Source organism: Streptomyces sp. NPDC104761 (genome assembly GCF_055583445.1).
In genome coordinates, this window is sequence record NZ_JBVJNZ010000004.1 from 227,813 (window position 1) to 250,918 (window position 23,106).

Consider the following 23,106-nt stretch of genomic DNA (forward strand, 5'->3'; position numbering starts at 1 on the left):
TGCACCGGATTCCCGTGATGTGGGCGCGTGTTGCCCCGAAAGCCGCATCAGTGATCGAATGTTTCTTCGGTAACGGATGACGGCGAGGCGTACAGGGGTGGCGAGGATGTTCGGCCGCTTGATGGGAAACCGAACGGACCGGGTACAGCGGGCGAGCCCCCTCGCGGCGGTGCAGACCCCGCCCGACGCCGGGGTGCTGAGCTGCCGGGTGCTCGACCCGGTCAACGAACCGGTGACGAACGCCGAGTTCGCGGTCAGCGACACCATGGGACGCACGGTGGTCAGCGGGGGGCGCGGATCCCTACGGCTCGTTCGTGACGGCCGTGCCGGCCGGGGAGTACCGGCTGGCGGTGTCCGCCGAGGGGTTCACGCCGTACCGGGCCACCGCGCGGGTCGGCGAGAACTGCCTCGCCTCGCTCGGTGACGTCATCCTCCAGGTCGCCCAGCCGCCGGAGCTGCCGGCGCCGGGGGACTGGGAGTTCGAGCCGACGCATTCCTCGATCGGTTTCACCGCCCGGCACATCGGACTGGCGCGGATCCACGGGCGGTTCAACTCGTTCGCGGGCGCGGTGCGGATCGCCGAGCAGATGGAGCGCTCCGCCATGCACGTCGTGATCGACGCCGCGACCATCGACACGGGCGTCCGGATGCGCGACGACCATCTGCGCTCCGCGGACTTCCTGGACGTGCAGCGTTTTCCGACACTGGAGTTCTACGGCGACCGCTTCGTGCACAGGGGCGGCACCAGATGGGGCGTCACCGGGGCGCTGTCCCTGCACGGCGTGACCCGCACGGTCACCCTCGACACCGAGTACCTCGGGCTCGGCAACGGCATGGAGGGCGAGGTACGGGCCGCCTGCCGGGCCACCACCGAACTCCACCGCGACGACTTCACCGTGAGCTGGCAGACCATGCTGGCGCGCGGGATCGCGGTGGTCGGGCCGAGCATCCGCGTCGACCTGGACGTGCAGATCGTCCCGAAGGGCTGAGCCCGCCGCAGCGGCCCGCTCTCCCGCCGCGGCTCGTACCGGCGGCCGGCGGTGCCCGAGAATGGGGCGGTGAGCGATGTGAGACATGTGCTGGTGCTGCCCGACCGGGACGCGGCTCAGGAGGCCTGCGAGGCCCTCGGGGAGCGGTTCGGGGTCGACGAGGAGCCGCGGCTGGTGCGGGACGCGCTGGCCGGCGAGGACGACGCCGAGGACGCGCAGTGGCTGGTCCTGCTGAGGGACGAGCAGGGGCGGCTGGACCCGGCGGAGCTGGACGAGTTCGCCGGGGAGTGGGAGGGATGGCGGGAGGAGCCGTAGGAGCGTGGCCGGTCCGAGAGGCCCGGGGCGCGGCCGGCCCTGTTGTCAGTGGGCCGTGGGATGCTTGGCGCGATGGCCAAGAAGACTGCTGATGACGATCCGCTCGCCCCGGTGACACTGGCCGTGGGGCAGGAGGACCTGCTGCTCGACCGCGCCGTGCAGCAGGTGGTGGCCGCTGCCCGGGCCGCCGACGCCGACACGGACGTACGGGACCTGAACCCCGACCAGGTGCAGCCCGGCACCCTCGCCGAGCTGACCAGCCCGTCGCTCTTCGCGGAGCGCAAGGTCGTGGTCGTGCGCAATGCGCAGGACCTGTCCGCCGACACGGTCAAGGACGTGAAGGCGTACCTCGGGTCGCCCGCCGAGGAGATCACGCTCGTGCTGCTGCACGCGGGCGGGGTCAAGGGCAAGGCGCTGCTCGACGCGGCGCGCAAGGCGGGCGCCCGTGAGGTCGCCTGCCCGAAGATGACCAAGCCGGCGGACCGGCTCGCGTTCGTACGGAGCGAGTTCCGGGCGCTCGGGCGGTCCGCCACGCCCGAGGCCTGCCAGGCGCTCGTCGACGCCATCGGCAGCGATCTGCGGGAGCTCGCGTCGGCCGTCACCCAGCTCGCCGCGGACGCTGAGGGCACCATCGACGAGGCCGTCGTCGGCCGGTACTACACCGGCCGGGCCGAGGCGTCGAGCTTCACGGTGGCCGACCGCGCTGTGGAGGGGCGCACCGCGGAGGCCCTGGAGGCCCTGCGCTGGTCGCTGGCGACCGGCGTCGCCCCGGTGATGATCACGAGCGCGCTCGCGCAGGGCGTCCGGGCGATCGGGAAGCTCGCGGGCGCGCGGGGCGGGCAGCGGCCCGCCGATCTGGCCCGGGAGCTCGGGATGCCGCCGTGGAAGATCGACCGGGTACGGCAGCAGATGCGCGGCTGGACGCCGGACGGGGTCGCGGTGGCCCTGCGGGCCGTCGCAGAGGCCGACGCGGGTGTGAAGGGCGGCGGGGACGATCCGGAGTACGCCCTGGAGAAGGCCGTGGTGACGATCGCGCAGGCGGCGCGGTCACGCGGCCGGGCGTGACCGGCGCCGGGGGCGATCGGCAGAGCAGTGGGGCAGCGGGCGGGGCGGGAGGCGCCCGGACGTGCCGAAGGCCCCGGCGTCCGCCCTGGGGAAGGGCGAGGCGCCGGGGCCTTCGGTTCAAGCTGTCGATCGACGCCCGCGTGGCGAACGCAGGCCGCGCGTCGATCCTCGGGTGCCGGCCGGGGGCGGATGAGAGAGGGCCCGCCCGGGTCCTTCCGGCGTCAAATCAAGTTTTCAGCCCTTGAGGGAAGCAACCTTGGAAGCAAGCGCCGACTTCTTGTTGGCGGCCTGGTTCTTGTGGATGACGCCCTTCGAGACGGCCTTGTCGAGCGCACGCGCGGCAGCGCGCTGCAGCTCGGTGGCCTTCTCGACGTCACCCGCGGCAGCGGCCTCACGGGCCTTGCGGACCGCGGTCTTCAGGGAGGACTTGACGGCCTTGTTGCGCAGCCGGGCCTTCTCGTTGGTCTTGATCCGCTTGATCTGGGACTTGATGTTCGCCACGAATGAGCCTTTTCAGGTTCTGGTGCGGGGCCGCGAAGGTCCCGTACCGATGATTTCCAGAAGACGTGCCTCGCGCTGAGAGGGCATGAGACACAGCTGCTCACACTACCAGCGGGCAGGAGAATGGCCCAAACCGGTCCCCGGTCCCTCTCCATGGGACCATGGAGACTACGTATCGATCCGACCCGAGGCATAAGGCGCCTCAAGAGACAGGACCCTGCGTGCCCGCGACCCCTAACAATGTGCCCGAGCCGAGCCGTACCGACCCGGCTCTGATCCGCAATTTCTGCATCATCGCGCACATCGACCACGGCAAGTCCACGCTCGCCGACCGGATGCTCCAGCTGACCGGCGTGGTCGAGCAGCGGCAGATGCGTGCTCAGTACCTCGACCGGATGGACATCGAGCGCGAGCGCGGCATCACGATCAAGTCCCAGGCGGTGCGTCTGCCCTGGGCCCCGACCGAGGGCCCGGACCAGGGCAGCACGCACATCCTCAACATGATCGACACCCCGGGGCACGTCGACTTCACCTACGAGGTCTCGCGGTCGCTGGCGGCCTGCGAGGGGACCATCCTCCTCGTCGACGCCGCCCAGGGCATCGAGGCGCAGACCCTCGCCAACCTCTACCTGGCGATGGAGAACGACCTCACGATCATCCCCGTGCTCAACAAGATCGACCTGCCGGCCGCGCAGCCGGAGAAGTTCGCCGAGGAACTGGCGAATCTGGTCGGCTGCGACCCGTCGGACGTGCTGAAGGTCTCCGCGAAGACCGGCCTCGGCGTCGACGCGCTGCTGAACAAGGTCGTCAAGGAGATCCCGGCGCCGGTCGGTGTCGCCGACGCGCCCGCCCGCGCGATGATCTTCGACTCGGTCTACGACTCCTACCGCGGTGTCGTCACGTACGTCCGTGTCATCGACGGCCAGCTCAACAAGCGTGAGCGGATCAAGATGATGTCGACGGGCGCCACCCACGAACTGCTGGAGATCGGCACCAACTCGCCGGAGATGCTGTCCGCCGACGGACTCGGCGTCGGCGAGGTGGGCTATCTGATCACGGGTGTGAAGGACGTCCGGCAGTCCAAGGTCGGTGACACCGTCACCAGCCAGGCCAAGGGCGCCACCGAGGCGCTCGGCGGCTACAAGGACCCGAAGCCGATGGTCTTCTCCGGTCTGTATCCGCTGGACGGCTCCGACTACCCCGAGCTGCGCGAGGCCCTGGACAAGCTCCAGCTCAACGACGCCGCGCTCGTCTACGAGCCGGAGACCTCCGCCGCCCTCGGTTTCGGTTTCCGCGTCGGCTTCCTCGGCCTGCTGCACCTGGACGTGATCCGGGAGCGGCTGGAGCGCGAGTTCGGGCTCGACCTGATCGCCACCGCGCCGAACGTGGTCTACCGCGTGGTCATGGAGGACGGGACCGAGTACACGGTCACCAACCCGAGCGAGTTCCCCGAGGGGAAGATCAACGAGGTGTACGAGCCCGTCGTACGGGCCACGATCCTCGCGCCGACCGAGTTCATCGGCTCGATCATGGAGCTGTGCCAGACCCGGCGCGGCACCCTGCTCGGCATGGACTACCTGTCCGAGGACCGGGTCGAGATCCGCTACACGCTGCCCCTCGCGGAGATCGTCTTCGACTTCTTCGACCAGCTGAAGTCGAAGACCCGCGGTTACGCCTCGCTGGACTACGAGCCCACCGGCGAGCAGACCTCCAGCCTGGTCAAGGTCGACATCCTGCTGCACGGCGACAAGGTCGACGCGTTCTCGGCGATCACGCACAAGGACGCGGCCTACGCCTACGGCGTGCGGCTCGTCGCCAAGCTGCGCGAGCTGATTCCGCGACAGGCCTTCGAGGTGCCCATCCAGGCGGCCATCGGCTCCCGGGTCATCGCCCGCGAGACCATCCGCGCCATCCGCAAGGACGTCCTCGCCAAGTGCTACGGCGGTGACATCTCCCGGAAGCGGAAGCTGCTGGAGAAGCAGAAGGAAGGCAAGAAGCGGATGAAGATGGTGGGTTCCGTGGAGGTTCCGCAGGAGGCCTTCATCGCGGTGCTCTCCAGTGATGACAGCGCGGGATCGGCCAAGAGCAAGAAGTAACCGCGGGTAACAATCGGTCGCGGCCGCAAATCGGGTGCAACGGGGGTTCGCCGTACGAAAGTGCGGCGGACCCCTACGCGCGCGTAGCGTCGCTCTGCGTCGACAATGCGGCGAAACAGACAGGCCGATGCCCCTTACGCACAGGGCGGTCGCGGCTTACTCTGATCCCTGCTCGATAGTTACTCGCGAGTTAAACAACCAGCGCGAACCCCACCGTGAGTAAACCCCAGCCGCACTGAGCCAGCCGCACCGTCGCGGGCCCCGGAGGATGTCGTGACCGACACACAGACACTGATCGAGAACCGACCGCCGTCCGTGGCGGCCCTCTTCCTGGATCGCGTGGCGGCCACACCGGACGCCGAGGCCTACCGCTATCCGGTGCCCGCGGCCTCCGGTGAGGGTCCCGACGACTGGAAGTCGCTCAGCTGGGCGCAGGCGGCCGAGCGGGTCTACGCGATCGCGGCCGGCCTCATCGAACTCGGCATCGAGCCCGAGCAGCGGGTCGCCCTCGCCTCCTCCACCCGCGTCGAGTGGATCCTCGCCGACCTCGGCATCCTGTGCGCCGGCGCCGCCACCACGACGGTCTACCCGCAGACCAACGCCGAGGAGTCGGCGTTCATCCTCTCCGACTCCGAGAGCCGGGTGCTGATCGCGGAGGACGCGGCCCAGGTCGCCAAGGCCGTCGAGAAGCGCGCCGAACTGCCCGAGCTCACCCAGGTCGTCGTCATCGACCCGGCCGGCGCCGAAACCTCCGACTGGGTCATCACCCTCGCCGAGCTGGAGCAGCGCGGTGCCAAGTTCCTGGAGAAGCACCCCGAGCTGATCAAGGAGCGGGTCGGCGCGATCACCAAGGACCAGCTCGCCACCCTCATCTACACCTCCGGCACCACCGGCCGCCCCAAGGGTGTACGGCTGCCGCAGGACAACTGGTCGTACATGGCGAAGGCGATCGCCGCGACCGGCCTGATCAGCGCCGAGGACGTCCAGTACCTGTGGCTGCCCCTCGCCCACGTCTTCGGCAAGGTGCTCACCTCCGGGCAGATCGAGGTCGGCCACGTCACCGCCGTCGACGGCCGCGTCGACAAGATCATCGAGAATCTGCCGGTCGTGCAGCCTACGTACATGGCCGCCGTGCCGCGCATCTTCGAGAAGGTCTACAACGGCGTCGCCGCGAAGGCCCGCGCCGGCGGCGCCGCCAAGTACAAGATCTTCCAGTGGGCGGCCGAGGTCGCCCGCGAGTACGCCAAGGTCACCCAGGACAACTTCCGCCGCACCGGCGCCGCGACCGTGCCCTTCGGGCTCGCCGCCAAGCACAAGGTCGCCGACGGGCTCGTCTACTCCAAGCTGCGGGAGGCCTTCGGCGGGCGGCTGCGGGCCTGCGTCTCCGGGTCGGCGGCGCTGGCGCCCGAGATCGGCTACTTCTTCGCCGGCGCCGGCGTGCACATCCTGGAGGGCTACGGACTGACGGAGTCCTCGGCCGCGTCGTTCGTGAATCCCGGCGAGGCCTACCGCACCGGTACGGTCGGCAAGCCGCTGCCCGGCTGCGAGGTGCGGATCGCCGACGACGGCGAGATCCTGCTCCGCGGCCCCGGCATCATGCAGGGCTACCACGGGCTGCCCGAGAAGACGGCGGAGGTCCTGGAGGCCGACGGCTGGTTCCACACCGGGGACATCGGCGAGCTGTCCCCCGACGGCTACCTGCGGATCACCGACCGCAAGAAGGACCTCATCAAGACGTCCGGCGGCAAGTACATCGCGCCCGCCGAGGTCGAGGGACAGTTCAAGGCGGTCTGCCCCTACGTCTCCAACATCCTCGTGCACGGCGCCGACCGGAACTTCTGCACCGCCCTGATCGCCCTCGACGAGGCCGCGATCCTGGAATGGGCCAAGGAGAACGGCCTGGACGGCAGGTCCTACGCCGACGTGGTGGCCGCGCCGGCGACCGTCGAGATGGTCGACGGGTACGTCAAGCAGCTCAACGAGGGGCTGCAGCGGTGGCAGACCATCAAGAAGTTCCGGCTGCTGCCCCGGGACCTCGACGTGGAGCACGGGGAGATCACGCCGAGTCTGAAGCTGAAGAGGCCGGTCGTGGAGCGTGAGTACAGGCACCTGATCGACGAGATGTACGCCGGGACACGGGAGGCCTAGGAGTTCGTCGCCGGTACGGGTGCCGGCGCGGGCGCGTGGGGGGCTGGTCGCGCAGTTCCCCACGCCCCTTCACGTCAGTTCGCCCCGGCTCTGTTCAGCAGTTGCCGTAGCTCCCTGGTCTCCTTCCTCAGCGTTGCCACATCGACGGGTTCCTCGGACAAGCGGTCCTCGATGGCAGCCAACCGCTTGCCCAGCTCGCCGAAATCAGCCTGTTCGCGCGCCAGCAGCACCTGCAGTTGCTGGTTCTTCCGGTGCAGTTCCAGGAACACGTTGACCTTCGCCCGCAGCACCCACGGGTCGAACGGCTTCGTGAGATAGTCCGCCGCGCCCGTGGCGTAGCCGCGGAACGTGTACCCCGCGTCCTCGTCCGCTCCGGTCAGGAAGATGATCGGGACGTCTTTCGTCTGGTCGAGGCGTTTGATGTTCGCGGCCGTCTCGAAGCCGTCCATGCCGGGCATGCGGATGTCGAGGAGGACGACGGCGAAGCGGCGGCGGAGCAGGGCCTTCATCGCCTCCTCGCCGGAGCGGGCCCTTACGATCGGCTCGTTCAGCGACGCGAGAACGGCCTCCAGGGCGATCAGGTTGTCCTCCATGTCGTCGACCAGGAGGATGCCGGCACGCTCGTCAGGGGTCATGGCTCCGTCCGTTCGTCGTCGGCGGTCTCGCCGTCCTGTGTGCTGTCGGGGTCCAGGAGTGCGCAGACGACGGTGAGCAGCCTGTCGACGTCCACCGGTTTGGGTACGTAGTCGTTGGCGCCGCGGGCGATGGACTTCTCCCGGTCGCCCGGCATCGCCTTCGCCGTGAGGGCGACGATCGGCAGGCCGGTCCAGCGGGGGGCGCGGCGGATGGCCGCGATGGTCTCGTGGCCGTCCATCTCGGGCATCATGATGTCCATCAGGACGAGTTCGACGTCCGGGTTGCGTTCCAGGGTCTCGATGCCTTCCCGGCCGTTCTCCGCGTACAGCACCGGCATGCCGACGCGGCCGAGGACGTGGGTGAGGGCGAAGACGTTGCGGATGTCGTCGTCGATGATCAGGACGCGGCGGCCGGGGAGTACACGGCCCGCGCGCCCCGTCTGCCATGCCTCCAGCCGGGTCGGGGCCGGCCAGGAGTCGTCGGGGTCGGCGGCGGCCGGCGTCGGGCCGAGGGCGGGCGCGGTGTGGTTCTGCGGGGTCGGTCCGGGCGCCGTGTGGCCGGGGCTGACGACCGGGACGTACAGGGTGAACGTCGAGCCCGTGCCCGGTTCGCTCTCTGCGACGATCCGGCCGCCCAGCAGGCCGGCGATCTCCCGGCTGATGGAGAGGCCGAGGCCGGTGCCGCCGTACTTGCGGTTCGTGGTGCCGTCGGCCTGCTGGAACGCCTCGAAGATGACCGGGAGTTTCTCGGCGGCGATGCCGATGCCGGTGTCCGACACCTGGAAGGCGATCACCTCGTCGCTGTCGTGGACGTAGTGGCGCTCGGGGTCCTTCACCCGGCGCACCCGCAGTTCCACGCGGCCCTTGGCGGTGAACTTGATCGCGTTGGAGAGCAGGTTGCGCAGGATCTGCTGGAGGCGTTGTTCGTCGGAGTACATCTCGCGCGGCACGTCGTCGCCGACGGTCACCTCGAAGGCCAGGCCCCGGTCCAGGGTCAGCGGGCGAAAGGTCGCGTGGACGTAGTCGAGGAGTTTGATCAGGGGGAGGCGTTTGGGGCGGACGTCCATCCGGCCGGCCTCGATCTTCGACAGGTCCAGGATGTCGTTGATGAGCTGGAGCAGGTCCGAGCCGGAGCGGTGGATCGTCGTCGCGAACTGGACCTCCTGGTCGGAGAGTCGGCCGTCCGGGTTGTCGGACAGCAGCCGGGCCAGGATCAGCAGGGAGTTCAGCGGAGTGCGCAGTTCGTGGGACATGTTCGCCAGGAACTCCGACTTGTACTGGGAAGAGGTCGCCAGGAGGGCGGCTTTCTCCTCCAGTTCCGCGTTGGAGCGCTGTAGTTCCGCCTGTTGTTTCTGAAGTTCGTCCGAACGTTCCTGGAGCTGCATCGCCAGCCGCTGGGACTCGCCGAGCAGGGACTCGGTGCGGGAGTTGGCGATGATCGTGTTGATCGCCACGCCGATGGTGTTGACGAACTGGTCGAAGAACGCGAGGTGGACGTCGGAGAAGCGGGAGAAGGAGGCCAGTTCGATGATGCCGAGGAGTTTGTCCTCGAAGAGGATCGGGATGATGACGATCGTGGTGGGCGCGGCTTCGCCGAGACCACTGTTGATCTTGATGTAGTCCGGTGGGGTCTCCTCGACGAGGATCCGCTTCTTCTCGCGGGCCGCCTGGCGCACCAGGCCGTGCACCGGGAGACCGCCGGTCTCGACCGTCGCGCCCTGTGCGGAGCCGTAGCCGGCGATGAACGCGAGGCCCTTGGGCGGTACGGCGGTGCGTACGGCGGCGCCGTCCTCGTCGGGGTCGGCCAGGAAGAACGCGCCGTACTGGGCGTTCACCAGCGGGGTCAGTTCGCGCAGGATGAGGTCGGCGACCTCCATCAGGTCCCGGTGGCCCTGCATGAGGGCGGCGAGGCGGGCCAGGTTGGACTCCAGCCAGTCCTTCGCGCGGGTCGTCTCGCGCAGGTTGGCCACCATCAGGTTGATGTTGTCCTTGAGTTCGGCGACCTCGCCGCGGGTCTCGACGGTGATCGAGCGGGACATGTCGCCCTGTGCCACGGCGGAGGCGACCTCGGCGATCGCGCGGACCTGGGTGGTGAGGTTGAGCGCGAGTTCGTTCACGTTGGTCGTCAGGCGCTTCCAGGTGCCGTACACGCCCTCCACGCGGGCCTGGCCGCCCAGGCGGCCGTCGGAGCCCACCTCGCGGGCCACCCGGGTCACCTCGGAGGAGAACGAGGACAGGGTGTCGACCATGGTGTTGATGGTGGTCTTCAGTTCGAGGATCTCGCCGCGTGCGTCCACGTCGATCTTGCGTGACAGGTCGCCCTGGGCGACGGCCGTCGCGACCTGGGCGATGTTGCGGACCTGCGAGGTGAGGTTGTCGGCCATGTAGTTGACGTTGTCGGTCAGGTCGCGCCAGACGCCGGAGACGCCGAGCACCTGGGCGCGGCCGCCGAGCCGGCCGTCGGTGCCGACCTCGCGCGCGACGCGGGTGACCTCGTCGGCGAAGGCCCGCAGTTGTTCCACCATCGTGTTGACGGTGTCCTTGAGTTCGAGGATCTCGCCGCGTGCGTCGACGGTGATCTTCTTGGAGAGGTCGCCGTTGGCGACGGCCGTCGTCACCTGGGCGATGTTGCGGACCTGGGAGGTCAGGTTCAGGGCCATGAAGTTCACGTTGTCGGTGAGTTCTTTCCAGACTCCCGAGACGCCTCTGACCTGCGCCTGACCGCCGAGGTTTCCTTCGGTGCCGACTTCGCGGGCGACGCGGGTGACTTCGTCGGCGAAGGCGGAGAGCTGGTCGACCATCGTGTTGATGGTTGATTTCAGTTCGAGGATCTCGCCTTTCGCCTCCACCGTGATCTTCTTGCCGAGATCGCCCTGGGCGACGGCCGTGGAGACGAGGGCGATGTTGCGGACCTGGGACGTCAGGTTGTCGGCCATGAAGTTGACGTTGTCGGTGAGGTCCTTCCAGACCCCGGACACGCCTCTGACGTGCGCCCGGCCGCCGAGGTTTCCTTCGGTGCCGACTTCGCGGGCGACGCGGGTGACTTCGTCGGCGAACGCGGAGAGCTGGTCGACCATCGTGTTGATCGTCGACTTCAGTTCGAGGATCTCGCCCTGCGCGTCGACCATGATCTTCTGCGAGAGGTCGCCGTTGGCGACGGCCGTCGTCACCTGCGCGATGTTGCGGACCTGGGAGGTCAGGTTCGACGCCATGAAGTTGACGTTGTCCGTGAGGTCCTTCCACACGCCCGACACACCCCGTACCTGGGCGCGGCCGCCCAGCCGGCCCTCCGTGCCGACCTCGCGGGCGACGCGGGTGACCTCGTCGGCGAACGCGGACAGCTGGTCGACCATGGTGTTCACGGTGAGCTTCAGCTCCAGCAGCTCGCCTGTGGCCTCGACGGTCACCGTGCGCGTCAGGTCGCCGCGCGCCACCGCCGTCGTCACCAGGGCGATGTCACGGACCTGCGCGGTCAGCCGGGACGCCATGGTGTTGACGGCCTCGGTGACGTCCCGCCAGCTGCCGGACAGTCCCTGCACCTTGGCCCGGCCGCCGAGCCGCCCCTCGGTGCCGACCTCACGCGCGACCCGGGTCACCTCGCCGGTGAACAGGGACAGCTGGTCGACCATCGTGTTCACCGCGCGGGCGAGCCGGCGCAGGTCGCCGCGGAGCTGCCGGCTTCCGTCGTGCAGATCGACCCGCTGGGTCAGGTCGCCGCCGGCCACCGCGTCCAGCACGCGCGTGGCGTTCGCCGCCGGCGCGACGAGGGCGTCGAGGACCTGGTTGACGTCGTTGACGCGTGACGTCCAGGCGCCCTGGCCGGGGCTCGCCGACAGCCGTTCGTCCAGCCGGCCGTGGCGCACCAGCTCCCGTTTCACGCGCCGCAGGTCGGTGTTGAAGTGAATTCCGCGGTCCATGATCTGGTTGAAGACCGCGGTGAGTTCGGCGACGATCCCCTCCCCGGCGGTCCCGTCGGTCCCGGTCTCCGGGACTTTCGCGAAGTCGCCGTCGCGGGCGGCGGTCATCGCGGCGAGCAGAGGGCGCAGCGCGGATGCTCGGAGTTGTTCCGGTTTCTGTCCGTCTTCGAGCAGACGCGTAGCACTGTTCTCACTCATGGCGGCCCACTTCGGTAACTCGGTGCTTATGGGCGCAGTCAGTCTGTCACTCTGTCCGCATCGATCGGGATGTATTCGTCCGAACTGCTCGGGGAGCTGGACATGGGGGCCATACCCACGCAACGGGAGACCGTCTCCCGGGTCCGTGAGGCGCCTGCGCACGACGCGGCGCCGGCGCACGGCAACCCTCCCGCGCACGACAACCCTCCCGCGCACCACAACGCTCCCGCGCACGACACCGCGGGCCCGCGTGCGCAGGGGCGCGCGTCCCTGCCCGGCAGCCCTCTCGCGCCCGGTTCCGCCCGTGCTCTGGTGCGCGCCTCCTTCGACGAGTGGACGGAGTGCGGGCTGCTGCGCCCGGAGCAGCAGCGGGTCGCCGAGGACGCCATGGTCGTCGTCAGCGAACTCGTCACCAACGCCGTCGTGCACGCCGGTACGGACGTCGAGGTCGACTGGTGGCTGGAGGAGCGGGAGGAGACTGCGTTCGTCGTCGAGGTCACCGACCACCATCCCTCCCGCGCGCCCCGCGACCACCCGGCCGAGACGCCGTACGAGACACCGGAGTTCGGGCGTGGGCTCCGTCTGGTCGCCTCGCTCGCCGAGTCCTGGGGGGTGACGTACCGCACCGGCGCCAAGTCGGTGTGGGCGCGGCTGACCGGCCGCGGCGGCACGCTCCCCGACGAGCGGCAGCTGAAGGTCGCCGAGATCCTCGCCCCCGAGCCGCCCCAGCCCCAGTCCCAGTCCCAGCCCGCACCCGCGCACGCGCACGCGCGCGGGGCCGCTGCGGAGGGCGGAGAGCGTGGAGAGCGCGGAGAGCGCGGTGACTGCTCGCACCGCCCCGAGCGGGACCGGGACTGGCTCAACCGGGGCGCCCTGTCCTTCCTCGCCGAGGCCTCCGACCTGCTCGCAGGCCAGCTCGACGAGAACCTGGTGGCGGCGCTCACCGGCCAGCTGATCGTGCCCCGGCTCGCCGACTGGTGCGCCGTGTGGCTGGAGGACGAGGCGACCGTACGTGGCGGCTGGGGCGAGGCCGGCGGGGCGGGCGGCCCGCGGCTGGCCCGGGTCTGGCACGGCAGCGAGAACCGCATCGAGGAACTGCGCGGCGCTCTGGAGAAGGACCCGCCGGGTGCGCAGGGCGGCTTACGGTCCGGGCCCGAGCCGTACCCCTGGCCCGGCGCGGCGCTCGGCCCGCAGGGCACGCACGGCTCGGCGCTCGCCTACCGGCTCATCGCGGGCGGCCGCCCGCTCGGCACGCTCGTCATCGGACGCTCCGGTCCGGACGGCATCCCCGACGAGATCACCGGTCTCGTGGAGGACTTCGGCCGCCGCGTCGCCCTCGCCATCGGCGCGGCCCGCCAGTACGCCCGCCAGGCCACCATCAGCGCCGTCCTGCAGCGCGGGCTGCTGCCCGGCGCGGTCGCCGAGATCCCGGGCGTGCGCAGCGCGCTGGTCTACGAACCCTGCGACAAGGGCGGCCCCAGCGGCGACTTCTACGACCTCTTCCCGGCCGGCGACGGCCGCTGGTGCTTCGCCGTGGGCGACGTCCAGGGCAAGGGGCCCGAGGCCGCCGTCGTCATCGGCCTCGCCCGGCCCTGGCTGCGGCTCCTGGCCCGCGAGGGCTACCGGGTCGCCGACGTCCTCGACCGCCTCAACCAGCTCCTCCTCGACGACGCCACCGAGGCCGCCGACGCCGCCGCCCGCGCCCTGGTCGCGGCAGGCGGCCGCGCCCTGCCGCCCGGCGACGGCCCGCAGACCCGGTTCCTCTCCCTCCTCTACGGCGAGCTCACCCCCCTCGACGGCGGCGGCGTCCGCTGCACCCTCGCCTCCGCCGGGCACCCGCTGCCGCTGCGCCTCGGCCCCGACGGCGAGGTCAGCACCGCCGCCCGCCCGCAGACGCTGCTAGGGGTCGTCGAGGACGAGACCTACACCAGCGAGACCATCGAGCTGGCGCCCGGCGACAGCCTGCTGTGCGTGACCGACGGGGTCACCGAGCGGCGCTCCGGCAGCCGCCAGTTCGACGACGGCGACGGGCTCGCGCGGGCGCTGGCCGGCTGCGCGGGGCTGAACGCCGACCTGATCGCCGAGCGCATCAGGCGGCTCGTCCACGAGTTCGGCGGCGGGCAGCCGGAGGACGACCTGGCGCTGCTCGTCCTGCAGGCGGAGTGACCGAGGCCGTACAGGAAAAGCGACCGAGACCGTACAGGAAAAGCGACCGAGACCGTACGAGAAATCGGGACGGGAGCCGGTACGGGACAATGGGGGACATGCCTTCCGCACTCCCCGACGGCGAGCCCGTCCCCGACGACGGCGCGCTCCCCGCGTCCGCGCTCGCCGGTGCCGCCGCCCGCCCCCTCGGGTTCTACCTGCACGTCCCCTACTGCGCGACCCGCTGTGGCTACTGCGACTTCAACACGTACACGGCGACCGAGCTGCGCGGTACCGGCGGTGTGCTGGCCTCCCGCGACAACTACGCGGACACCCTGGTCGACGAGGTCAGGCTGGCGCGGAAGGTCCTCGGCGACGATCCGCGCGAGGTGCGGACCGTGTTCGTCGGGGGCGGTACGCCCACGCTGCTGGCCGCCGCCGATCTCGTACGGATGCTGGGCGCGATCCGCGACGAGTTCGGGCTCGCCGCCGACGCGGAGGTCACGACCGAGGCGAACCCGGAGTCCGTCGACCCGGCCTACCTGGCGGCCCTGCGCGAGGGCGGCTTCAACCGGATCTCCTTCGGCATGCAGAGCGCACGGCAGCACGTGCTGCGGGTCCTGGACCGCACCCACACCCCCGGCCGCCCCGAGGCGTGCGTCGCGGAGGCCCGCGCGGCCGGCTTCGAGCACGTCAACCTCGACCTGATCTACGGCACGCCGGGCGAGTCCGACGACGACTGGCGGGCCTCCCTGGACGCGGCGATCGGTGCCGGGCCCGACCACGTGTCGGCGTACGCGCTGATCGTCGAGGAGGGCACCCAGCTGGCCCGCCGGATCCGCCGCGGCGAGGTCCCGATGACCGACGACGACGTCCACGCCGACCGGTACCTGATCGCCGACTCCGTGCTGGCGGGCGCGGGCTTCGACTGGTACGAGGTGTCCAACTGGGCCACCTCCCAGGCGGGCCGCTGCCTGCACAACGAGCTGTACTGGCGGGGCGCCGACTGGTGGGGCGCCGGACCGGGGGCGCACTCGCACGTGGGGGGCGTGCGGTGGTGGAACGTGAAGCACCCGGGGGCGTACGCGGCGGCGCTGGCGTCCGGGCGGTCGCCGGGGGCCGGGCGGGAGGTCCTGACGGACGAGGACCGGCGGGTGGAGCGGATCCTGCTGGAGCTGCGGCTGCGGGAGGGGGTGCCGCTGGCGCTGCTGAAGGAGGAGGGACTGGCGGCTTCGCGGCGGGCGCTGGGGGAGGGGCTGCTGGAGGCCGGTCCGTACGAGGAGGGGCGGGCCGTGCTGACGTTGCGGGGGCGGTTGCTGGCGGATGCGGTGGTGCGGGATCTGGTGGACTGATCACTCCGGCGAGTGAATCGGCCCGGAACGCGGGTTCGGTCCCTAACCTGGTTCGTAGGCTGCCGCTAAAAGTACGCGGCGGATGTGGAGGCCACGGAGATGACCGCTGTGGACGAGCGTGGGATCGCCAAGTTCTTCGAGGAGTTCGAGCCTCCCGAGGGCATCAAGGCGGAGCTTCTCCGGGGGGAAATCGTGATGATGGCCACTCCCGATCTGGTGCACAACCGGATTGTGGCGGACGTGGTGGACCAGATCCCGCGCAAGGGCTGGGAACGGCTTCAGGTGACGGATGTGGACATCATCGATGAGAGCAGCGAGCCCATTCCGGACTTGGTGGTTCTGGTACGCGGTGTGGCCCCGGAATCGGGCCGTCTACTGCCGTCTCAGTTGGTGACAATGGTGGTCGAGGTGGTCTCCAGGACCAGCGTCCAGCGGGACTACGAAGTCAAGCGGTCCATCTACGCCGCTGGCGAGGTGCCCGCTTATCTCATCGTGGACCCGATCATGGCGCAGTGCGTCCTGCTGACGAAGCCCGTCGGGAAGGGGGAGAACGCCGACTACCAGAGGCAGCAGATCACCAAGTTCGGGGCGCCGCTGCCGCTGGAGGATCTGGGACTGGAACTGGACACCACCGAGTTCGGTACCTACGAGAACGTCAGGCCCCACCGCTACCCGTGACGAAGTCGATCAGCTCCTCCACCCGCCCCAGCAACTCCGGCTCCAGGTCCTTGTAGGAGCCCACGCGCGCGAGGATCGCCTGCCATACCGCGCCCGTGTTGTCCGACGGCCAGCCCAGCGCTCGGCAGACGCCCGTCTTCCAGTCCTGGCCGTGCGGGACTCGCGGCCACGCCTCGATGCCCAGGGACGACGGTTTCACCGCCTCCCAGATGTCGATGTACGGGTGGCCGACGACCAGGGCGTGGTCGCTGGTGACCGACTGCGCGATGCGCCACTCCTTGGTGCCGGGGAGCAGGTGGTCGACGAGGACGCCGAGACGGGCGTCCGGGCCGGGGGCGAACTCGGCGACGATGGCGGGGAGGTCGTCGACGCCCTCCAGGTACTCCACGACCACGCCCTCGATGCGCAGGTCGTCGCCCCAGACCTTCTCGACCAGTTCCGCGTCGTGGCGGCCCTCCACGTAGATGCGGCCGGCGCGGGCGACACGCGCGCGTGCGCCGGGGACGGCGACCGAGCCGGAGGCGGTACGGGAGGGGCGTACGGGTCCCCCGGACGTGGGGCGCACGAGGGTGACGACCCGCCCCTCCAGGAGGAAGCCGCGCGGCTCCAGCGGGAAGACGCGGTGCTTGCCGAAGCGGTCCTCCAGGGTGACCGTGCCCGCCTCGCAGCGGATCACCGCGCCGCAGAAACCCGTCCCCGGCTCCTCGACCACCAGACCGGCTTCGGCGGCCACCTCGGGCACCGGCTTCGGCTTCTTCCACGGCGGTGTCAGGTCGGCGGAGTACTGGCGCATTCGGATGACGATAGGAGAAGCCGGACCGGCACGCCTACGACACGCCGAAACGGGCCGCCAGGGCGTCGCGCTGGGCCCGTACGAACGCCGCGTCCACCACCGCTCCGTGACCGGGCACGTACAGGGCGCGGTCGCCGCCCAGGGAGAGGAGGCGGTCGAGGGCGGCGGGCCACCGCGACGGTACGGCGTCGGGGCCGGCCTGCGGATCGCCGGACTCCTCCACCAGGTCGCCGCAGAACACCACCTCCGGGTCGCCGGGGACCAGGACGGCGAGGTCGTGGGGGGTGTGGCCGGGACCCACGTTCGCCAGCAGGGCCTGGCGGCCGTCGCCCAGGTCGAAGGTCCACTCGCCGGACACCAGATGGCGGGGGAGCGGGAGGGCGTCGGCCGCCTCCTCGGCCTCCCCGGCCGGCAGGCCGTTGCGGATCGCGTCCAGGCGGAGCTCCTCGCGGCCGTACCCGAGGACGCCCTCGGCGCCCACCGCCGCGTACAGGGCCGCGCCCGCGAAGGCGGCCGCGCCGAAGACATGGTCGAAGTGCGGATGGGTGAGCGCGAGATGGGTCACACGGCGGTCGGCCAGCGCCTGCGCCTCCGTACGCAACCGCGCGCCCTCCGCCAGGCTCGACCCGGCGTCCACCATCAGGGCCGTGCCCGCGCCCAGGACCAGACCCGCCGTGCAGTCCCAGCCCGGCAGCCGGCACCGGCCGACGCCCTCGGCCACCCGCTCCCAGCCCAGCTCTTCCCAAGTCACCGTCATGCCGCGACGCTAGCCGTAGAACGCCATGGGTCCTGACCGGCCTTGCCCAGTCGGTGCCCCACGGCCGTACACTGGGCCGGGGATGCTGGCACTCGCGTTCGCAGAGTGCCAGACGAAAGGCCCGAAGGGACCGAAAGGCCGCGGGGACGACTTTCTGGAGGTGTGGCGCCGGATGCTGAGTGAACGCAGGCTTCAGGTATTGCGCGCCATCGTCCAGGACTACGTCGGCACCGAGGAGCCGGTCGGTTCGAAGGCGCTGACCGAACGGCACAACCTCGGGGTCTCCCCGGCGACCGTGCGCAACGACATGGCCGCCCTGGAGGACGAGGGGTTCATCGCCCAGCCGCACACCAGCGCGGGGCGGATCCCCACCGACAAGGGGTACCGGCTGTTCGTCGACAAGCTGGCCGGTGTCAAGCCGATGAGCGCGCCCGAGCGGCGGGCCATCCAGAACTTCCTCGACGGCGCCGTCGACCTCGACGACGTGGTGGCGCGGACCGTGCGGCTGCTGGCCCAGCTGACCCGGCAGGTGGCGGTCGTGCAGTACCCGTCGCTGACGCGGTCGACCGTGCGGCACGTGGAACTGCTCTCCCTCGCACCGGCCCGGCTGATGCTGGTGCTGATCACCGACACCGGACGGGTCGAGCAGCGGATGGTCGACTGCCCGGCGCCCTTCGGCGAAACGTCCCTGGCGGATCTGCGGGCGCGGCTGAACAGCCGGGTCGCGGGACGCCGGTTCTCGGACGTGCCCCGGCTGGTGGAGGACCTGCCGGAAGCCTTCGAGGCCGAGGACCGCGGCACGGTCTCGGCGGTGCTCTCCACCCTGCTGGAGACGCTCGTCGAGGAGAACGAGGAGCGGCTGATGATCGGCGGCACCGCCAATCTCACCCGCTTCGGACATGACTTTCCCCTCACGATCCGGCCCGTCCTGGAGGCCCTGGAGGAGCACGTCGTCCTCCTCAAGCTCATGGGCGAGGCGGGGGATTCGGGCATGACCGTACGCATCGGTCACGAGAACGCCTACGAGGGACTCAACTCCACGTCAGTGGTGTCGGTCGGCTACGGTTCGGGCGGCGAGGCAGTCGCCAAACTCGGCGTGGTCGGACCGACCCGCATGGATTACCCGGGAACGATGGGAGCGGTACGAGCGGTGGCACGGTACGTCGGACAGATCCTGGCGGAGTCGTAAGTGGCCACGGACTACTACGCCGTTCTCGGCGTGCGCCGCGACGCGTCGCAGGAAGAGATCAAGAAGGCCTTCCGTCGGCTCGCGCGCGAGCTGCACCCGGACGTCAACCCGGACCCGAAGACCCAGGAGCGGTTCAAGGAGATCAACGCCGCCTACGAGGTGCTCTCCGACCCGCAGAAGAAGCAGGTCTACGACCTCGGCGGCGATCCGCTCTCGCAGAGCGGCGGCGGGGGCGCGGGCGGCTTCGGGGCCGGCGGGTTCGGGAACTTCTCCGACATCATGGACGCGTTCTTCGGTACGGCGTCCCAGCGCGGTCCGCGGTCGCGCACCCGGCGCGGCCAGGACGCGATGATCCGGATCGAGGTCGAGCTCGACGAGGCGGCCTTCGGCACGACCAAGGACATCCAGGTCGACACGGCGATCGTCTGCAACACCTGCAACGGTGAGGGCGCGGCGCCGGGCACCTCCGCCCAGACGTGTGACATGTGCCGGGGCCGTGGTGAGGTCTCGCAGGTGACGCGGTCCTTCCTCGGCCAGGTCATGACCTCGCGGCCCTGCCCGCAGTGCCAGGGGTTCGGGACCGTCGTGCCGACGCCGTGCCCCGAGTGCGCGGGCGACGGGCGGGTGCGGTCGCGGCGGACGCTGACCGTGAAGATCCCGGCCGGTGTCGACAACGGCACGCGGATCCAGCTCGCCGGTGAGGGCGAGGTGGGGCCGGGCGGCGGTCCGGCCGGTGACCTGTACGTCGAGATCCACGAGCTGCCGCACTCGACGTTCCAGCGGCGCGGCGACGACCTGCACTGCACGGTGACCATCCCGATGACGGCGGCTTCCCTCGGTACGAAGGTGCCGCTGGAGACGCTGGACGGGATGGAGGAGGTCGACATCCGGCCGGGCACGCAGTCCGGGCAGTCGATTCCGCTGCACGGGCGGGGGGTCACGCATCTGCGGGGCGGCGGCCGGGGTGACCTGATCGTGCACGTCGAGGTGACGACGCCGACGAAGCTGGACCCTGAGCAGGAGCGGTTGCTGCGGGAGCTGGCGAAGCTGCGCGGGGAGGAGCGGCCGCAGGGGCAGTTCCAGCCCGGCCAGCAGGGGCTGTTCAGCCGGCTGAAGGACGCGTTCAACGGGCGTTGACGGGTGCCGTGAAGGGGCTCCGCCCCTTCGGCCCCGCCAGGGGGCTCCGCTCCCTGGCCCCCCGCAGACCCATGCCCACCCACCAGCCGACTCGGTTCGCTCAGAAGTGCGCTCGCCCCCGGCTCGGTCCGCCGGGAGGCGTGGTTGCCCGGTCGGCTCGGTCCCTTGTGAGGTGTGGTTTCTGGCATGTGCCAAAGGGGCGGCCCGATTCGGTCTTGTTCGGAGGACGTGACAACATGCCGTCATGTCCTCCGCACTGACCGATCTCTTCCCTCTTCCGATCGTGCAGGCCCCCATGGCGGGCGGGGTCTCCGTCCCGCAGCTCGCCGCCGCCGTGTCCGAGGCGGGCGGGCTGGGGTTCCTCGCCGCCGGGTACAAGACCGCCGACGGGATGTACCAGGAGATCAAGCAGCTGCGGGGGCTGACCGGCCGTCCCTTCGGTGTGAACGTGTTCATGCCCCAGCCCGAGTACGCCGAGTCCGGGGCCGTGGAGGTCTACGCGCATCAGCTGGCCGGTGAGGCCGCCTGGTACGAGACCGAGCTCGGCGACCCGGACAGCGGCCGGGACGACGGGTACGAGGCCAAGCTGGCCGTGCTGCTCGACAACCCGGTGGCCGCCGTCTCCTTCCACTTCGGCGTGCCGGCGCCGGGGGTGCTGGACTCCCTGCGGCGGGCCGGGACGCTCACCCTCGTCACCGCCACCACCGCCGAGGAGGCCCTCGCCGCCGAGCGGGCCGGGGCGGACGCGGTGATCGCCCAGGGCGTGGAGGCGGGAGGACATCAGGGCACCCACCGGGACGTCGCGGAGAACGACGGGTCCGGGATCGGGCTGCTGTCGCTGGTCGCCCAGGTGCGCGAGACCGTCCGGATCCCGGTCGTCGCCGCGGGCGGGATCATGCGCGGCGGCCAGATCGCGGCCGTACTGGCGGCGGGGGCGAGCGCGGCACAGCTGGGGACGGCCTTCCTCGCCACCCCGGAGTCCGGCGCCGCCGCCCTGCACAAGCAGGCGCTCACCGACCCGCTCTTCACGCGGACCGCGCTGACCCGTGCGTTCTCCGGACGGCCCGCCCGCGGCCTGGTCAACCGGTTCATGCGCGAGCACGGCCCGTACGCGCCCGCCGCCTACCCGGAGGTCCACCACCTCACCTCCCCGCTGCGCAAGGCCGCCGCCCGGTCCGGGGACGCGCAGGGCATGGCCCTGTGGGCCGGGCAGGGCCACCGGATGGCCCGCGAGCTGCCCGCCGGACAGCTGGTGGAGACCCTCGCGGAGGAACTCGCCGCCGCGTCGACAGCGTTGTCGACCAAGGGGGAGCGCAGGGGAGAGGGTGGCGGGCGATGACCGCGCCCGTCTTCGTCGTCGAGGACTTTCCCGCGGGCGGCGCCGGACAGTTCGTCCTCGACGGGCCCGAGGGCCGGCACGCGGTCTCCGTGAAGCGGCTGCAGCCCGGCGAGGAGGTCGTCCTCACCGACGGCGCCGGCCGCTGGGCGGTCTGCGAGGTGCTCGCCGCCGAGGGCAAGGACCGGCTGGTCGTCCACATGACGTCGGTCTCCCGGGAGCCGGAGCCCGCGCCCCGCATCACCGTCGTCCAGGCCCTCCCCAAGGGCGACCGCGGCGAGGTCGCCGTGGAGACCATGACCGAGGTCGGCGTCGACAGGATCGTGCCCTGGCAGGCCGCCCGCTGCATCACCCAGTGGAAGGGCGAGCGGGGCCTCAAGTCGCTGGCGAAGTGGCGGGGCACCGCCCGCGAGGCCGGCAAGCAGTCCCGCCGGGTGCGGTTCCCCGAGGTCACCGACGCGATGACGACCAAGCAGGTCGCGGCACTGCTGGCCGGGGCCGACCTCGCCGCCGTCCTGCACTCCGACTTCGAGCACGGCAGTGAGCCGCTCGCGGCGGCCGAACTGCCCGCCGGGGGCGAGATCGTGCTGGTCGTCGGGCCCGAAGGGGGCGTCGCCCGGGACGAGATCGCGCTGTTCGAGGAGGCGGGTGCGAAGACGTACACCCTGGGGCCTACCGTGATGCGCACGTCGACCGCCGGGACGGCGGCCGCGGCCCTGCTGCTCGGCCGCACCGGCCGGTGGTCCTGAACCGACCGCACCGCACCCTGGGGGGACAGCCGTGGAACTCGCCCAAGTCCGGCTCCTGGTCACCGACTTCGCCGCCTGCTACCGCTTCTACGCCGAGGTGCTCGGGCTGAAGCCGCAGTCGGGGGCCAGCGAAGGGCCGTACGAGAAGTTCAGCCCGCACGCCGGATCGGTGGGGATCGCCCTGCAGGACCGGGCGGTGATGGCCGCGATACTCGGCGAACTGGGGGAGGCGGCGACCGGGCACCGCTCGCTGGTGGTGCTGCGCGTCGACGACCTGGACGGCTACTGCGAGCAGATCACCGCACGGGGCGCGGTCCTCGTGCACGGACCCGAGCCGATGACCGAACGCATGCGGGTCGCCCACCTCAAGGACCCCGAGGGGAACCTGGTGGAACTCCAGGAGTGGCTGCTGCTGCGGACCTGAGGGGCAGCGCACCGGCACGGGTGACCTCTCCGAACACGTGAGTGGCCGTAAGCCCCCTACCGCCACCGGCGGGACGGTGGGAAGCTGCCCTCCATGGGGGCATTGAGGCGGATTTGGGGCCGGCCACGCGGGACCAGGGTGGCGGCCGTGGCGGGGCTCGCGGTGATCGCCGTGGGCGGTGCGGCGGCGTGTCAGCCGGGCGGCCTGAACACCGCGACGGTCGCCTACACCACCGACCGCACCGCCACCGCGGAACTGAAACGCCAGCACGTCGATGTCGACTGGCTCACCTGCACCGGCAACTTCGGGTCGTCGGGGACCTCGAAGAGCGCGAAGACGCCGTCGGCCACCGCGACCACCGTCGTCTCCGTCGACTGCCGGGGCCGGACCAAGGACGGCCGGGACATCACCGTCACCGGCCGGGTCACCAAGGCCGTCAGCGGCGCCTGCGTGCGCGGCAACCTCGTCGCCAGGGTCGGCGGCAGGGAATGGTTCCGGGTGAACGGGCTGGGCGACTGCGACGCCACACCCGGGCCGGTGTACAGCACCTACCGGCCGCCCACCTACGGGCAGCAGCCCGGCCCCACCGTGACCGTCACGAAGACGATCTGGTGCCAGGGCGACCCCAAGTGCTGGCCGGTGCAGGGAAAGTGATCGAAATCGGCCACCGGGAACACACCGC

At 70.9% G+C, this 23,106-nt stretch carries 18 protein-coding genes and 1 pseudogene; 14 read left to right on the forward strand and 5 right to left on the reverse strand.

Annotation, left to right across the window (positions count from 1 at the left end):
- The first annotated feature begins 106 nt into the window (after positions 1 to 106).
- The 3 genes and pseudogenes from ACZ63F_RS13895 to holA all read left to right on the forward strand — a co-directional run bounded on the left by ACZ63F_RS13895 (position 107) and on the right by holA (position 2,369).
- Positions 107 to 989: pseudogene (locus tag ACZ63F_RS13895) on the forward strand (YceI family protein).
- Between the two features lie 69 nt (positions 990 to 1,058).
- Positions 1,059 to 1,304, forward strand: a complete 246-nt coding sequence (locus ACZ63F_RS13900) for a hypothetical protein (protein WP_093503134.1) — start codon at positions 1,059 to 1,061, stop codon at positions 1,302 to 1,304.
- A gap of 72 nt (positions 1,305 to 1,376) precedes the next feature.
- Positions 1,377 to 2,369 (forward strand): DNA polymerase III subunit delta, encoded by a 993-nt coding sequence (gene holA / locus ACZ63F_RS13905; RefSeq protein WP_469710833.1) that lies wholly within the window; start codon positions 1,377 to 1,379, stop codon positions 2,367 to 2,369.
- Positions 2,370 to 2,603: 234 nt separating this feature from the next.
- On the opposite strand, the gene rpsT is transcribed toward holA, so the two are convergent.
- On the reverse strand, positions 2,604 to 2,870 hold the full coding sequence (gene rpsT, locus ACZ63F_RS13910) for a 30S ribosomal protein S20 (protein WP_089106790.1): 267 nt from the start codon (positions 2,868 to 2,870) through the stop codon (positions 2,604 to 2,606).
- Between the two features lie 221 nt (positions 2,871 to 3,091).
- Here rpsT and lepA point away from each other — a divergent pair, with 221 nt between their 5' ends.
- Positions 3,092 to 4,966 (forward strand): translation elongation factor 4, encoded by a 1,875-nt coding sequence (gene lepA, locus ACZ63F_RS13915; protein ID WP_351954988.1) that lies wholly within the window; start codon positions 3,092 to 3,094, stop codon positions 4,964 to 4,966.
- A gap of 273 nt (positions 4,967 to 5,239) precedes the next feature.
- Complete coding sequence (locus ACZ63F_RS13920; RefSeq protein ID WP_469710835.1) at positions 5,240 to 7,114, forward strand: AMP-dependent synthetase/ligase; 1,875 nt, start codon at positions 5,240 to 5,242, stop codon at positions 7,112 to 7,114.
- A gap of 74 nt (positions 7,115 to 7,188) precedes the next feature.
- Here ACZ63F_RS13920 and ACZ63F_RS13925 read toward each other — a convergent pair whose 3' ends face one another.
- Both ACZ63F_RS13925 and ACZ63F_RS13930 read right to left on the reverse strand, forming a co-directional pair.
- The gene (locus ACZ63F_RS13925) at positions 7,189 to 7,749 is read right to left on the reverse strand and encodes a response regulator (protein WP_469710837.1); all 561 of its coding nucleotides are present in this window, start codon (positions 7,747 to 7,749) and stop codon (positions 7,189 to 7,191) included.
- The gene (locus ACZ63F_RS13930) at positions 7,746 to 11,864 is read right to left on the reverse strand and encodes a HAMP domain-containing protein (protein ID WP_469710839.1); all 4,119 of its coding nucleotides are present in this window, start codon (positions 11,862 to 11,864) and stop codon (positions 7,746 to 7,748) included. Before ACZ63F_RS13930 ends, ACZ63F_RS13925 begins: the two co-directional genes overlap by 4 nt.
- Before the next feature lie 102 nt (positions 11,865 to 11,966).
- Between ACZ63F_RS13930 and ACZ63F_RS13935 the strand changes: the two genes are divergently transcribed.
- The 3 genes from ACZ63F_RS13935 (at position 11,967) to ACZ63F_RS13945 (ending at position 16,039) form a co-directional block, all read left to right on the forward strand.
- Complete coding sequence (locus ACZ63F_RS13935) at positions 11,967 to 14,030, forward strand: SpoIIE family protein phosphatase (RefSeq protein WP_469710840.1); 2,064 nt, start codon at positions 11,967 to 11,969, stop codon at positions 14,028 to 14,030.
- Between the two features lie 98 nt (positions 14,031 to 14,128).
- Positions 14,129 to 15,361 carry a radical SAM family heme chaperone HemW gene (gene hemW / locus ACZ63F_RS13940; protein ID WP_469710842.1) on the forward strand — a complete coding sequence of 411 codons (1,233 nt, stop codon included), beginning with the start codon at positions 14,129 to 14,131 and terminating at the stop codon, positions 15,359 to 15,361.
- A 99-nt stretch (positions 15,362 to 15,460) separates the two neighbouring features.
- Positions 15,461 to 16,039: a Uma2 family endonuclease gene (locus ACZ63F_RS13945; RefSeq protein WP_469710844.1), complete on the forward strand. Its 579-nt coding sequence runs from the start codon at positions 15,461 to 15,463 to the stop codon at positions 16,037 to 16,039.
- Here ACZ63F_RS13945 and ACZ63F_RS13950 read toward each other — a convergent pair.
- Positions 16,017 to 16,832: a DUF3097 domain-containing protein gene (locus ACZ63F_RS13950; protein ID WP_469710846.1), complete on the reverse strand. Its 816-nt coding sequence runs from the start codon at positions 16,830 to 16,832 to the stop codon at positions 16,017 to 16,019. The genes ACZ63F_RS13945 and ACZ63F_RS13950 overlap by 23 nt on opposite strands.
- Before the next feature lie 34 nt (positions 16,833 to 16,866).
- Entirely contained in the window at positions 16,867 to 17,589 is a 723-nt protein-coding gene (locus ACZ63F_RS13955; protein WP_469710848.1) for an MBL fold metallo-hydrolase, read from the reverse strand.
- A 172-nt stretch (positions 17,590 to 17,761) separates the two neighbouring features.
- On the opposite strand from ACZ63F_RS13955, the gene hrcA reads away from it, so the two are divergent.
- The 6 genes from hrcA (at position 17,762) to ACZ63F_RS13985 (ending at position 23,078) form a co-directional block, all read left to right on the forward strand.
- Positions 17,762 to 18,778 (forward strand): heat-inducible transcriptional repressor HrcA, encoded by a 1,017-nt coding sequence (hrcA, locus tag ACZ63F_RS13960; RefSeq protein WP_293995574.1) that lies wholly within the window; start codon positions 17,762 to 17,764, stop codon positions 18,776 to 18,778.
- The gene (gene dnaJ, locus ACZ63F_RS13965) at positions 18,779 to 19,915 is read left to right on the forward strand and encodes a molecular chaperone DnaJ (RefSeq protein ID WP_469710851.1); all 1,137 of its coding nucleotides are present in this window, start codon (positions 18,779 to 18,781) and stop codon (positions 19,913 to 19,915) included.
- 244 nt (positions 19,916 to 20,159) lie between these two features.
- Positions 20,160 to 21,254, forward strand: coding sequence for a nitronate monooxygenase (locus tag ACZ63F_RS13970; RefSeq protein ID WP_469710853.1), 1,095 nt, complete (start codon positions 20,160 to 20,162; stop codon positions 21,252 to 21,254).
- Positions 21,251 to 22,000: a 16S rRNA (uracil(1498)-N(3))-methyltransferase gene (locus ACZ63F_RS13975; protein ID WP_469710854.1), complete on the forward strand. Its 750-nt coding sequence runs from the start codon at positions 21,251 to 21,253 to the stop codon at positions 21,998 to 22,000. Before ACZ63F_RS13970 ends, ACZ63F_RS13975 begins: the two co-directional genes overlap by 4 nt.
- Before the next feature lie 31 nt (positions 22,001 to 22,031).
- On the forward strand, positions 22,032 to 22,424 hold the full coding sequence (locus ACZ63F_RS13980) for a VOC family protein (RefSeq protein ID WP_469710856.1): 393 nt from the start codon (positions 22,032 to 22,034) through the stop codon (positions 22,422 to 22,424).
- Positions 22,425 to 22,517: 93 nt separating this feature from the next.
- Positions 22,518 to 23,078: a hypothetical protein gene (locus tag ACZ63F_RS13985; RefSeq protein ID WP_469710857.1), complete on the forward strand. Its 561-nt coding sequence runs from the start codon at positions 22,518 to 22,520 to the stop codon at positions 23,076 to 23,078.
- Positions 23,079 to 23,106 lie beyond the last annotated feature (28 nt).